Consider the following 13,356-nt stretch of genomic DNA (forward strand, 5'->3'; position numbering starts at 1 on the left):
ACCCGACTTTAAGCCAATCAGGCAAACCGCCGAGCGTTTTCATTGACGGCGGCTATGCTTTTCGCAACCTTGAAATGCCGCAACAAACTGTCTTGTCGATGGAGCTGACAATGCCTCAACTGCGTTTATTCACCGCCTTTCTGATGCTCTGCCTGGTTCCGCTCAGCGGCGTCCAGGCAGCACCGGAGCAACCCCTCCAACCTTCCGCGAATCAGGCGCCCGCCTCCCCCAGCTGGCCACAGGTGCTGGCTGCCGGCGATACCAAGTTGACCATCTACCAACCGCAACTGGACAGTTGGGACGGCTACACCCTGAACGCGCGGACTGCCGTGGAGGCCACGGGCACCGATGGCAAATCCACCTACGGCATCGTGCAGTTCAGCGCCCACACGCTGGTCGACAAGGCCACCCGCTGGGTGGCGCTCGACCATTACACCATCACCAAAGCCGATTTCCCCGATAGCGCAACCAAGGCTGACAGCTGGGTCGCAGCGGTGAAACAAGACGCCGAGAACCGCACGAAAAGCATTTCTCTCGACCAACTCGAAGCCGCGCTCGGCGTCATCGCCGCCGAGCAAAAGTCCGGCAGCGAGCCGCTGGAAAATACCCCGCCGACCATTATTTCGTCCGAGGTACCCGCACTGCTGGTGTACATCGATGGCGAGCCTGCCTATCGCCCCGTTGATGGCACCTCACTGCAGCGGGTGATCAACACCCGGCCGCTGCTGCTCAAGGATGCGCAGGGCAAACATTACCTGCACGTGTTCGATGGCTGGATGGTGGCGGACAATCTGGGCGGGCAGTATGCGCCACTGCACCCGCCTTCAGCCGAGCTGGAGAAAGCCAAGAAAGCTGCGATCCAGGGTCGCCAGGTAGACCTGCTGACGGGCCAGAGCGATCCGAAGGACAAAATACCGACACTGGCCAAGCCGCCGATTCCGCAAATCCATATCGCCACGGTGCCGACCGAGCTGATCGTGACTGACGGCCCGCCGCAATGGCAGCCGATCCAGAACACCAAGCTGCTGTATGTGACCAACACCACCGGGCATATTTTCAAGGAGATCGGTGACCAGGACAGCTACGTGCTGATCTCGGGCCGCTGGTTCCGCGCCGGTGACATGAAAGGCCCTTGGACCTTTGTGGGGGCAGACAAGTTGCCGGCGGACTTCGCCAACATTCCCGATGACAGCCCCAAGGAAAACGTAAAAGCCTCGGTAGCCGGCACGCCGCAAGCCAGGGAAGCGGCGATTGCAGCGACCATTCCGCAGACCTCGGCGATCAAGAAAAGCCAGGTGAAAATGAGCAAGCCGGCATTTGACGGCGAACCGCAACTCAAGGCCATCAAAGGCACGCCCCTGCAATACGTGGTCAACAGCCCGATGCCGATCATCATGCTCGATGCACAAAGCTGGTACGCGGTGGAGAACGGTGTCTGGTTCGTGGCCACGTCGGTGCAAGGCCCCTGGACGGTCGCCTCTTCGGTGCCGGCGGTGATCTATTCGATTCCGCCCAGTTCACCGATGCACTACGTCACTTACGTGAAAGTCTACGAAGCCAGTGACGATACGGTCGTCGTCGGTTACACGCAGGGGTATCAAGGTTCGACGCTGGACCCTGACAGCGGAGTGGTGGTGTATGGCACCGGTTATCCGTATACGCCGTGGGTGGGCAGTATCTGGTACGGCCCGCCGGTGACCTATGGCTTTGGCGTGGCGATTCGCTACACACCCTGGACGGGCTGGACGTTCGGCTTCGGTTTCGGCTGGAGTTGGGGCGGCAGTACGGTCGCCGTGGGTTGGGGCTGGGGCGCCTATCCGTGGTGGGGCAATTACGGTTGGGGTTACGCCTGGGGGCCGCATCTGTACCCGGCGCCAATGCCTTGGGGCGGTGCCGCTTACGGTTATCATGGCGGCGCTGTCGCCTGGGGCCCCGGTGGCTGGGCCGGCACGACCGGCAACATCTACCGCCAGTGGGGCGACCGTGCTTCGGTCAGCCGCTACGGCGGCGGTTACAACGCCTGGACCGGCAATCGCTGGGCCGGTCAGGTCGGTGCCTCCTACAACTCGCGCACGGGCATCGCCGCGGCCGGCCAGCGCGGCGCGGTACACAACGTCTACAACGGCAACTATGCCGCTGGTCGCAGCGGCGTGGCCGTCGGCCCCAACGGCGGGGCCATTGCCGGCCAGCATGTGACGGCCGGCAACGTCCGCACCGGTACCCAGGTCACCGCCAATCGCGGTGCCGTCTACAACCCCAATACCGGCAACACCACCCAGTACGGTGGTATCCATGATCGCAACGGCGGCGTGGCGCATGTCGGCGACAACGTGTACGCCGGCCATGATGGCAACGTTTACAAGAGGACCGATAGCGGCTGGCAATCGATGGTTCAAGGCGGTGCAACCCATCTCGATTCGGCCAACACTGCCCAGGTCCAGAATCTCAACCGGGAATACGATGCGCGCTCCTTCGGTAATGATCGCTTCAACAATTTTCACGACTCTTCCGGGTTTATGAATCGCTCCTTCGGGGGTGGGGGTGGAGGCTTCCACCGACGCTGAAAAAGCCTCAGCCGCTGAAATGACGACTGGCCTTGCGCCAGTCGTTGCGTTACAAATCCTGTTCTACCGTCCCTGCCCGGATTCAACGTCGGAGAACTCAGCACATGAACCAATGGCCAGATACCCGCATTCTTGACCTGCTCGGGATCGAACTGCCGATCATTCAGGGGCCGATGGCCGGTGCCACCAACTCGTCCATGGTGATTGCAACCTGCAATGCAGGCGGCCTGGGCTCGATGCCAGCGGCAATGCTCAGCACGGATCAACTGCGCGAAGAGCTGAAGACCATCCGCCAACACACCCAGCGCCCGATCAACGTCAACTTCTTCTGCCATCAGCCTCCAGCCCCTGACGAGCAACGCGCGCAGGACTGGAAAAACCTGCTGCAACCCTACTATCAGGAGCTCGGCATCGACTTCGATGCGCCAACGCCGGTGTCCAACCGGGCGCCGTTCGATAACGCTGCCTGCGAAGTGGTCGAAGCGTTTCGCCCTGAAGTGGTGAGTTTTCACTTTGGCCTGCCGGAAAAATCCCTGCTCGACCGGGTCAAAGCCACCGGTGCGAAGGTGCTGTCCTCGGCCACCACCGTCGCAGAAGCGGTGTGGCTTGAGCAGCATGGCTGCGATGCAATCATTGCCATGGGCTACGAGGCCGGAGGCCATCGCGGGATGTTTCTCAGCGATGACCTGAGCAGTCAGGTGGGGACTTTCGCCCTGGTGCCCCAAGTCGTCGATGCGGTGAAAGTGCCGGTGATTGCCGCCGGCGGCATCGCTGACGCACGAGGTGTCGCCGCCGCTTTCATGCTCGGCGCTTCGGCGGTACAGGTGGGTACGGCGTACCTGTTCACGCCTGAAGCCAAGGTCAGTCCTTCCCATCACAAAGCCTTGCGCACCGCCAGGGAAAGCGAGACGGCCGTCACCAATGTGTTCACCGGTCGCCCGGCCCGGGGCATCCTCAATCGGGTGATGCGTGAACTGGGGCCCATGAGCGCCAAGGCCCCGGCCTTTCCCCTTGCCGGTGGCGCGCTGATGCCGTTGCGAGCCAAAGGTGAAGCGGACTTCAGCAACCTCTGGGCCGGCCAGGCATTTACCCTCGGCGTCGATTTGACCACCGAGGCACTGACTCGAAAGCTGGCTGAAGAAGGATTAGCGAGACTGCTAGGTCGCCCCTGAGCAGCACCTGCGTTAAAATTGTATACAATTTTGTGACAGCACATTCCGTTTAAAGGCAATTCGCTATATATTTTTGTACATAACGATTAACCTGCTGCAATTGCCTTTAACGGAGCCGTTTCATGACCATTCGTGCCTCACGTTTTGCCCCGACCTGCCTGGCGAGCCTTCTCGCCGTATTCACCTTCGGCTCAGCCCAGGCGGACGAAGTCCAGGTGGCTGTCGCCGCCAACTTCACCGCGCCTATCCAGGCCATCGCCGCTGATTTCGAAAAAGACACCGGGCATAAACTGGTCGCATCCTTTGGCGCCACCGGCCAGTTCTACACCCAGATCAAAAACGGCGCGCCGTTCGAAGTGTTCCTCTCGGCAGACGACAGCACCCCGAAAAAACTTGAAGCCGAAGGCGACTCCGTCAAGGGTTCGCGCTTCACCTACGCGGTCGGTACCCTGGCGCTGTGGTCGGCCAAGGAAGGCTACGTCGATGCCAGGGGCGATGTGCTGAAAAAGAACGCCTACCAACACCTGTCCATCGCCAACCCCAAAGCCGCGCCTTATGGCCTGGCGGCGACCCAGGTATTGGCCAAGGAAGGTTTGACCGACGAGGTCAAGGACAAGATCGTTGAAGGCCAGAACATCACCCAGGCCTATCAGTTCGTCTCCACCGGCAACGCCGAATTGGGTTTTGTCGCCCTGTCGCAGATCTACAAGGACGGCAAGATCACCAGCGGTTCGGCCTGGATCGTTCCCGCCAGCCTGCACGACCCGATCAAGCAAGACGCGGTGATTCTCAACAAGGGCAAAGACAACCCGGCCGCCAAGGCACTGGTTGACTACCTTAAGGGGCCGAAAGCGGCCGCTGTCATCAAGTCCTACGGTTACGAAATCTAAATGTCGCTATCGAGTGCCGACTTTTCCGCCATCTGGCTGACCCTGAAACTGGCGTCCCTGACGACCGTCATCCTGCTGATTGTCGGCACTCCGATTGCGTTATGGCTGTCGAGCACCCGCTCCTGGCTGCGCGGCCCGGTCGGGGCGATTGTCGCCCTGCCCCTGGTGCTGCCGCCGACGGTGATTGGTTTTTATCTGTTGCTGGCGCTCGGCCCTCACGGGTTCTTTGGCCAGCTCAGCCAATCACTCGGCCTTGGCACCCTCACGTTCAGTTTCGCGGGGCTGGTCATCGGTTCGGTGTTGTATTCGATGCCGTTTGTGGTCCAACCGCTGCAAAACGCTTTTTCCGCAATCGGTACACGCCCGCTCGAAGTGGCCGCGACCTTGCGGGCTAATCCCTGGGACACCTTTTTCAGCGTGACGCTGCCCCTGGCCCGCCCCGGTTTCATTACCGCGGCCATTCTCGGCTTCGCCCACACCGTCGGCGAGTTCGGCGTGGTGCTGATGATCGGCGGCAACATTCCCGAGAAGACCCGCGTGGTCTCGGTGCAGATCTACGATCACGTCGAAGCCATGGAGTATGCCCAGGCCCATTGGCTGGCCGGGGCGATGCTGGTGTTCTCGTTTGTCGTTTTGCTGGCGCTGTATTCCAGCCGTAAAACCAAAGCGGGCTGGAGCTGATCGATGATTCAAATGCGTCTGAAACTACGTTATTCGGGCTTCGCCCTGGACGTCGACCTGCAGCTGCCGGGCCGTGGCGTCACTGCGCTTTACGGTCATTCCGGCTCGGGTAAAACCACTTGCCTGCGCTGCATCGCCGGCCTGGAGCGGGCCGATCAAGGCTTTATCCAGGTCAACGATGAAGTCTGGCAGGACAGCGAACACAAGATCTTCGTCGCGCCGCACAAGCGCGCGCTGGGCTACGTGTTCCAGGAAGCCAGCCTGTTTCCTCATCTATCGGTGCTGGCCAACCTGGCGTTCGGTCTCAAGCGCATCCCGAAGTCCCAGCGTCGGGTCGACATGGCCCACGCCACCGAATTGCTGGGCATCAGCCATCTGCTGGACCGGCACCCACAACACCTTTCAGGCGGTGAGCGGCAGCGCGTCGGTATCGCCCGCGCCTTGCTCACCAGCCCGAAACTGTTGTTGATGGATGAGCCACTGGCCGCGCTGGATGCTCAACGCAAAAGTGAAATCCTGCCCTACTTGCAACGCCTGCACGACGAACTCGACATCCCGGTGCTGTACGTCAGCCACTCCCAGGATGAGGTCGCGCGGCTGGCCGACCATATCGTGTTGCTCAGCAACGGCAAGGCGCTGGCCAGCGGCCCGATCGGCCAGACCCTGGCACGCCTCGATTTGCCGCTGGCAATGGGGGATGACGCCGGTGTGGTGATCGAAGGTCGCGTCAGCGCCTATGACGCCGACTACCAATTGCTCAGCCTGCAACTGCCCGACACCACCCTCGACATTCGTGTGCCTCATACGCCGCTGGATAAGGGCCAGGCACTGCGCTGCAAGGTCCAGGCGCGGGATGTGAGCCTGAGCCTGGACAATGCCGGGCACAGCAGCATTCTCAATCGCCTGCCAGTCACCGTCGTCAGTGAAATGAACGCCGACAACGCCGCCCATGTGCTGATTCGCCTGGACGCTGCGGGCACGCCACTGCTGGCGCGGATCACGCGATTTTCTCGCGATCAACTGAACGTCCATCCTGGCCAACAACTCTGGGCACAAATAAAAGCGGTCGCGGTGCTGGCGTAAATCCGCCGGCACGGCTGCACCGGACAGAGGTCACTGCCTGAACCGACGAATTAACTTGTCTATTTTTTGCACGATCACCAATGGCTTCTATAGTTGAACTGAACACGAATCAGCTGCGGAGACGCCATGGAAGACATTTTCGTCGTGAAGCGTTGCAACAAGATCATCATCCATGGCCGCCGTGAGGGTGAAATTGACCACCTGCCACCGGACGCTGCGGTCTGGTACCGCATCGCCGATACCCGCACCCAGGGCTTTATCGGCGATGGCTACGAAGTTGAAGAAGATGCCGTGCGTGTTTGCCGTCAGTTGAACGCTAAATCACAAGTGACAGCCCGACAAAGTTGACGGCTCGTCACCATTTTTTAACGGGGCTATACTGAAATAGTTGAAGGATCAGTAACCCTTTCGGCAGAAAGCTCGCTCCAGGCGGGCTTTTTGCTGCCACTCCCAGGTTTCTTGAACGGAGGTGTTTCCCATGTCCGAAAAAGAGTCCATCACCACCCTGCTCACTTTGCTGGACTCGCGTCAGGCTCGCCTGGCCGCCGCCTGCAAGGAAATCGCCGACTGGGTCGATCATCAAGGCGGACACCCCACCGCCCTCAGAATTCGTGATCGCCTGAACGATATCGAAAAGGACACGCCGCTGATCCGGCACACGCTGTCGTCTCTCCAGCCTGTCGACCGGCCTCTGCCTCGGTTCAGATGATCCGTCACGGATTTGCGGTACGAGGACAGGCCCGATTCGGGCAGCATGATCGGTGACAGTGACGTCTCCGAACGTTTGGCTGCCTGCTGGATTTCCATCCTTTCTCACAACCCGACCTGGTGTCGGGATTTTTGTTGCCCAAAACCAATCGAGAGACCTCATTACTTGTCGACGCCCTTGCGCGCTGGCTCCATGACCTCGCGCAGGGACATGCGTTTGAACGCCTCGACCAGTGCGCGCCCCTCCTCTGGCGCACAAGTAACCGCCAGGCGCATGGTCGCCTCGCCCAGGTGCCAGATCAAAAACGCGGATTCCTGAACCTGTTGCTCATCGCTTTCCGGAAATACACGAAGCATGGCCTGGGCGAGCAGCGCTCCGGCAATCCGGCTCTCCCCCAGTTCCAGCTGCAGCAACTGCTTGTCGGCCTGCATGCCGGACCAGATGTCACGCATCACCGGTGTCGCCATCACGATCTCGTAATACTGATCGAGCAACTGCGAATAGGCGGCATGCAAGCCCTCAGCATCCTCGACGGCCTCCATTGCCTCTGTAATGCAACGACGGCTCTCAGCGTTGTAACGTTCGGCCAGCATCCGGATGACGGAGCTCTTGTCAGGGAAATACTGATAAAGGGAGCCGATCGAGATCTCGGAGCACTCGGCGATTTCACTCATCTTGAGTTGGTCGCTGCCTTTGTCCGCGATCAATTGAGTGGCCATGGCCAGAATCCGCTCCTGACGATCGCGGCTGCGCTGTTGCGTGGGATGACGTCGAACCGCTTGCGCAGCAGGCTGTTCGAGGGTTTCAGAGGGCTTCTTGCGCACGAGCGAATTCCCGTTCAATAACATGACATGTACTCACCTTAGCATCGCCGCTCGCCGCGCCCAATAACGGATGCCACACGTCGGGGAATTCGATCTGATGGGTTGACGGAAAAACATGAGCATCTATCATCTTTTAAACGTGAGTTACACTCACATTAACCGATGGAGATGAACGCGATGAAAAATGCCCAACCAATCACGCTGGTCCTCGGTGCCACCGGCAAAACCGGACGGCGTATTACACAACGGCTCGAAGCGGCCGGCCTGCCCGTTCGCCGGGGCTCGCGCGACGCCAATCCACCCTTCGACTGGGAGGATCGATCAACCTGGGACGCCGTGATAGATGGTGTTCATGCGGCCTACATTTCCTTTCAACCTGATCTCGCCGTTCCAGGCGCCCTTGAAACCATCCAGGCTTTCACCGACCTGGCGGTGAAAAGCGGAGTCCGCAAACTGGTTTTGTTATCCGGGCGCGGCGAAGTTGAAGCGGAACAGGCCGAACGCGTCGTACAGGACAGCGGGATTGACTGGACGATTCTGCGGGCCAGCTGGTTTTGCCAGAATTTCAGCGAGGCACACTTTCTTGAACCCATTGTGCAAGGTGAACTCGCACTCCCCGTCGGCCAGGTCGCCGAACCCTTTGTCGATGCAGAAGACATCGCCGAGTGTGCCGTCGCAGCACTGACCCAAACCGGACACACCGACCAGCTCTATGAATTGACCGGCCCTCGGGCGTTGACCTTTGCTCAAGCCGTGACCGAGATTGCCCGCACCACCCGGCGCAACATCGAATTCGTGGCCGTACCGCCGGACGCCTACCGACAGGCAATGGAACAGGAACAACTTCCCCCGGAGTTTATCGATCTGGTGTTGTATCTGGTCACGACTGTGCTGGACGGTCGCAACACACCCGTGGCCGATGGCGTGCAGCGGGCACTGGGTCGGCCGGCCCGCGACTTTAGCGACTACGTACAGCGCACTGCCGCTACGGGAATCTGGGGAAATGGAAGTCCGACGTAAAGCAGTGGCGAGAACCTGCTTCGTCGACTAGGGTTTTTGCGTATCGAACTGCGGCGCCTTTATTGGCAGGAGCCTGATCAAGGAGGTACCCATGTCACCCAATCGTAGTGCTGAACAAACCTACCGCCAGTGGTCCAGCCCGATCCTGTTGGAACTCAAGGAGCGAGAACATCAAATGAACCCGTCAGACCGCCAGGCCTTGGAAAACGTACTGCTGGAAAGAAGGCTGATCGATACCGGCAACCCAACCGGCAGCGATCGCCGCAAGGCAGACCCGGCATCCTGAAAAGCATCAGGCAACCACGATCAAGATAGAAATAATGGAGCAGAAACAAACAAGGGCTTGCATCAGTTTTCGCTTGCAAGCCCTTGATTTTACGTGGTGCCCGACACTGGAATCGAACCGGCACACCCTTGCGGTCCGGAAAATCCACCTGTTTCAAGTGCCAACGTATGCTCTGTGTCCGATGTTGTTCCAACTCTCATTAATCTATTTTTGATAACTATTAATTTCCCTACTCCGCTCYTTTGGCTTTGAATGCGCATCGAGGAGGGGCGGCTAAGGTAGGACTTACAGGTGACGCCTTTGACGGATGCTTCGAATGCAGCCCAGCCTGCATTTGAAGAGGCTGACCCTCCTCACCATGTGTACTATTTTGCCCCGCATCTTCCCCCAGGAGGTGCGGGGATTTTTTTACAGCAATAAGTACAAGTCAGAAGCAAAGCTGATAAGCGCTTGGCAAGTCGCATGCACTTCAAACAGGTTAGATACATACTCCCTACTACCCGACCATCAAATTCACTGGCGTTTTAACTTCCTTTACGACAAAGGAGGTGCAAACGTCTTTGACACCTGGAAAACMATTTATATTGTTTCTGGCAAACTCACTGAATTCAGCCAAATCAGTTGCCAAGACCGTTAACTGGTAATCATAAACCCCTGAAATGCAGTGKCAGGCTATAACCTGCTCAAAAGAAGTTATCGACTCCTCGAAAGCCTTCATATGGGTAGTATCCTTTTGATCCAGGGATACCTGTACAAAGGCAGTAATAGCGTAACCAAGCATTTCGGTATTAATGCTGGCATGATAGCCTCGCACCAGACCTATTTCTTCAAGTCTTTTGACCCGTCTCCAACATGGAGATGCGCTCAGTGATACCAGCTCAGCAAGCTCCGCACTCGACAGTCTTGCATCCCGCTGGAGTGCCGCCAATATGCGGCGATCCGTAGCGTCTATCTTAACCTTTGGCATGATCATTTCAAAAACCCCAAAAATACAGAATATACATTCCATATCCTTTCAATAGAGCAAGGGATTTTAGCATAAGTTTTTTCAAGAAAGCCGTAGTATCTTCTCATTGGTTTACATACTGGGCTGGGAGCCCGCTGCCTTGAGGCGACCCCACAAGGGACTAGTTCTCGGTTAAGCAATAATATCAGTTTAAACCCGAGGCGCGGCAAAGGTTAAATTTGCTAAAAATCCGAAATCCCGACATACAATTAATTTCATTCAGTGGCACCCCAAGCTCCCGGGCTAACTTACGAACTGATGGTGAAGCGAACGGCAAAATTTCATTGGAAACTACTTTCTTAATGTTTGCCTGATAGCGTTATTGGGAATAATGGGCGAAAGCAATTTCGATGCCCCCTCACAAATTCACATCAACATTCCCAAGGGGCTGTTTCATCAAATCCAATGTCGTATTTTTCAATTGCACGAGAACAGATTTCAGCACTAAGTTGCCCTTCGTGCACCAAGCCCCACAGGGCGCTCAGGACTATCTGATGTCGGTCGACTTCAAAAAATTTGCGTAAAGCTGTGCGAGTATCGCTGCGACCAAAACCATCGGTACCCAGAACGACATAGTGATCCTCAACATAGGAACCAATAAGTTGCGCAAGCGCGCGCACGTAATCGGTCGCAGCAATGATTGGAGTCCCCTTCGGCAAACACTCACTCACATGGCTAGTCTTCTGATCGCCTTCAGGATGATGCCGGTTCCAGCGTTCTACTCCTCTGGCGTCCCTGGCGAGCTCTGTAAAACTCGTGACACTCCAGACCTCGGAATCGACCTGCCAATCTGCGCTCAGGAGTTCTGCTGCAGCCATCACTTCTCGCAAGATGGTTCCTGATCCGAGCAGCCGAACTTTGTTCGATTCCGCTCCACACTTTTGTTCTGAGAAGAGGTACATGCCTTTGATGATGTCTTTCTCAACATCCGTCGGCAGGCTGGGCTGAGCGTAGTTCTCATTCATAAGGGTGACGTAGTAGAACTCATCAACCTGCTCCTCCAGCATCTGACGCATGCCATGGTCTAGAATTACGGCAAATTCACCAGCAAATGCGGGGTCATAAGCTCTGCAATTTGGCACCAGAGCAGCCATCAAATGACTACTGCCATCTTGATGCTGCAGACCTTCCCCGCCCAAGGTTGTACGGCCTGCCGTGGCTCCGAGCAGAAAGCCTCTAGCCCTCTGATCAGCTGCCGCCCAAATGAGATCGCCGACTCGCTGAAAACCGAACATTGAGTAATAGATGTAGAACGGCAGCATGGGCAGACCATGGGTAGCATAGCTAGTTGCCGCTGCCACCCAGGAGCTGATGGCACTCGCTTCGCTGATACCCTCTTCGAGTATTTGACCATCCAGCGCCTCTCGATAGCTCAGAATCGAGCCAATGTCCTCTGGCTCATAATGCTGACCGACGCTGGAATAGATACCGATTTGCTTGAACAGATTCGCCATCCCGAACGTCCGGGCTTCATCTGCCACAATGGGAACCACACGCCGTCCCAAAACAGGATCTTTTAGCAAGCTACTGAGCATCCTGACAAAAGCCATGGTCGTGGACATTTCCTTGCCTTGCGCTTTGGTGGCAAAGCTTGCATAAACATCCAATCCGGGTACCGCGACCACAGGAACATTCGTTTGCCGGCTTGGCGTAAAGCCCCCAAGGCTTTGGCGACGCTCAAGGAGATAGCGAATTTCACGACTATCATCGGCAGGCTTGTAGAACGAGAGAGTCTCAACCTGCTCATCAGTCAAAGGAAGATTGAATCGATTTCTAAAGCCAATAAGGGTTTCGCGATCAAGCTTCTTTTGCTGATGAGTCGTCATCTTCCCTTGGCCGGCTTCGCCCATCCCATAACCTTTTTTGGTCTGGGCAAGAACCACGGTAGGCTGGCCCTTATGAACAGAAGCAGCGTGGTAGGCGGCATAGATCTTCACCATATCGTGGCCGCCACGTTTCAGCCGATCGATTTGTTCGTCTGTGAAACCTTGGGCAAGCTTTGCCAATGCTTCGTTTTGACCAAAGAAATGATCCCTGCTGTAACGTCCGTCTTTCGCCGCAAAAGTCTGGAACTGCCCATCAACGGTTTCCGAAAGGGCCCGCACCAGGCTTCCGTCAGTGTCACGGGCGAAAAGCCCGTCCCAATCAGACCCCCAAACCAGTTTTATGACGTTCCAGCCAGCCCCGACAAACAATGCTTCCAGCTCGTCGATGATTCGCCCATTGCCTCGCACCGGCCCATCTAACCGTTGAAGATTGCAATTGACTACCCAGATCAGGTTATCCAGACCCTCCCTTGCAGCCAAAGTAAGAGCTGACATGCTTTCCGGTTCATCCATCTCACCGTCACCGAAAACGCCCCACACTTTTCGCTCAGATGTGTTTAACAGGCCACGGTTGTGAAGATACCGCATGAATCGGGCCTGGAAGATCGAACTAATTGGGCCGATGCCCATCGATCCCGTCGGAAACTGCCAGAAGTCCGGCATTAACCAAGGGTGTGGATAGCTGGACAAGCCCTGTACCCCTTGGCTAGAAGCGGTAATCTCCTGCCGGTAATGCTGAAGGTTCTCTTCTCCCAGCCGTCCCTCAAGAAAGGCTCGCGCGTAAACTCCTGGTGCCGAATGAGGCTGATAGAAGACCAAATCGCCACCAAAAGAGTCGCTCCTCGCTCTGAAGAAATGGTTAAAACCAACCTCGAACAAATCAGCCGCACTCGCGTAGCTGGCAATATGACCACCCAAGTCCCCATATGCCTGGTTAGCACGTACGACCATGGCTAGAGCATTCCACCGAATTATCGATGACAGGCGCTCCTCGATTGCCAAATCGCCTGGGAATGCAGGCTGCTTTGTCACGGGGATGGTGTTGACGTAGGGCGTAACCAGCGTAGGTTTCCAGCCAATGCCGGGATCACGGACGAGACTGACCAGCTCATCGATGATTTCGCGGGCCCTCTCAGGGCCGCTATTTTCAATCAAGGAAAGTAGCGCATCACGCCACTCTGCAGACTCCTGCGTGTCGCTTTCGCTGGTGGAAAACTCCAAACTTTCAGGAGTACCGTGCTGGGAACTATTCATGGTTATCTCACCTCACATCAAGAAGTCTAGCCACCATTAGG

The 13,356-nt window shown here is 57.1% G+C and carries 13 protein-coding genes; 9 read left to right on the plus strand and 4 right to left on the minus strand.

Going from position 1 to position 13,356, the window contains the following annotated elements; genetic code table 11:
- The first annotated feature begins 110 nt into the window (after positions 1-110).
- From AC1DVE_RS26385 to AC1DVE_RS26415, 7 genes are all read left to right on the plus strand, one after another.
- Positions 111-2,564 (plus strand): autotransporter, encoded by a 2,454-nt coding sequence (locus AC1DVE_RS26385; protein ID WP_223531532.1) that lies wholly within the window; start codon positions 111-113, stop codon positions 2,562-2,564.
- A 104-nt stretch (positions 2,565-2,668) separates the two neighbouring features.
- Positions 2,669-3,736 carry an NAD(P)H-dependent flavin oxidoreductase gene (locus tag AC1DVE_RS26390; protein WP_223460648.1) on the plus strand — a complete coding sequence of 356 codons (1,068 nt, stop codon included), beginning with the start codon at positions 2,669-2,671 and terminating at the stop codon, positions 3,734-3,736.
- A gap of 122 nt (positions 3,737-3,858) precedes the next feature.
- On the plus strand, positions 3,859-4,626 hold the full coding sequence (modA, locus tag AC1DVE_RS26395) for a molybdate ABC transporter substrate-binding protein (RefSeq protein WP_223460649.1): 768 nt from the start codon (positions 3,859-3,861) through the stop codon (positions 4,624-4,626).
- Positions 4,627-5,307 carry a molybdate ABC transporter permease subunit gene (gene modB / locus AC1DVE_RS26400; RefSeq protein WP_223460650.1) on the plus strand — a complete coding sequence of 227 codons (681 nt, stop codon included), beginning with the start codon at positions 4,627-4,629 and terminating at the stop codon, positions 5,305-5,307.
- A 3-nt stretch (positions 5,308-5,310) separates the two neighbouring features.
- A complete protein-coding gene (gene modC / locus AC1DVE_RS26405) occupies positions 5,311-6,390 on the plus strand; it encodes a molybdenum ABC transporter ATP-binding protein (RefSeq protein WP_223460651.1) in 1,080 nt (359 codons plus the stop codon).
- A gap of 126 nt (positions 6,391-6,516) precedes the next feature.
- Entirely contained in the window at positions 6,517-6,738 is a 222-nt protein-coding gene (locus AC1DVE_RS26410) for a hypothetical protein (protein ID WP_223460652.1), read from the plus strand.
- Between the two features lie 130 nt (positions 6,739-6,868).
- On the plus strand, positions 6,869-7,099 hold the full coding sequence (locus AC1DVE_RS26415; protein WP_007975977.1) for a hypothetical protein: 231 nt from the start codon (positions 6,869-6,871) through the stop codon (positions 7,097-7,099).
- A gap of 161 nt (positions 7,100-7,260) precedes the next feature.
- On the opposite strand, the gene AC1DVE_RS26420 is transcribed toward AC1DVE_RS26415, so the two are convergent.
- Entirely contained in the window at positions 7,261-7,923 is a 663-nt protein-coding gene (locus AC1DVE_RS26420) for a TetR/AcrR family transcriptional regulator (protein ID WP_223460654.1), read from the minus strand.
- Between the two features lie 177 nt (positions 7,924-8,100).
- On the opposite strand from AC1DVE_RS26420, the gene AC1DVE_RS26425 reads away from it, so the two are divergent.
- Both AC1DVE_RS26425 and AC1DVE_RS26430 read left to right on the plus strand, forming a co-directional pair.
- Complete coding sequence (locus tag AC1DVE_RS26425) at positions 8,101-8,943, plus strand: NAD(P)H-binding protein (protein WP_223460655.1); 843 nt, start codon at positions 8,101-8,103, stop codon at positions 8,941-8,943.
- A 91-nt stretch (positions 8,944-9,034) separates the two neighbouring features.
- Positions 9,035-9,229, plus strand: coding sequence for a hypothetical protein (locus AC1DVE_RS26430; RefSeq protein ID WP_223460657.1), 195 nt, complete (start codon positions 9,035-9,037; stop codon positions 9,227-9,229).
- A gap of 496 nt (positions 9,230-9,725) precedes the next feature.
- Here the strand turns inward: AC1DVE_RS26430 and AC1DVE_RS26435 are convergent, their stop codons facing one another.
- The 3 genes from AC1DVE_RS26435 to mdeB form a co-directional block, all read right to left on the minus strand.
- Positions 9,726-10,202 carry an Lrp/AsnC family transcriptional regulator gene (locus AC1DVE_RS26435; RefSeq protein ID WP_477784326.1) on the minus strand — a complete coding sequence of 159 codons (477 nt, stop codon included), beginning with the start codon at positions 10,200-10,202 and terminating at the stop codon, positions 9,726-9,728.
- Between the two features lie 178 nt (positions 10,203-10,380).
- Positions 10,381-10,512 (minus strand): E3 binding domain-containing protein, encoded by a 132-nt coding sequence (locus tag AC1DVE_RS26440; protein WP_223460661.1) that lies wholly within the window; start codon positions 10,510-10,512, stop codon positions 10,381-10,383.
- Between the two features lie 94 nt (positions 10,513-10,606).
- Positions 10,607-13,315, minus strand: a complete 2,709-nt coding sequence (mdeB, locus tag AC1DVE_RS26445; RefSeq protein ID WP_223460663.1) for an alpha-ketoglutarate dehydrogenase — start codon at positions 13,313-13,315, stop codon at positions 10,607-10,609.
- Positions 13,316-13,356 lie beyond the last annotated feature (41 nt).

It is taken from the genome of Pseudomonas sp. P4_B4, assembly GCF_056402255.1.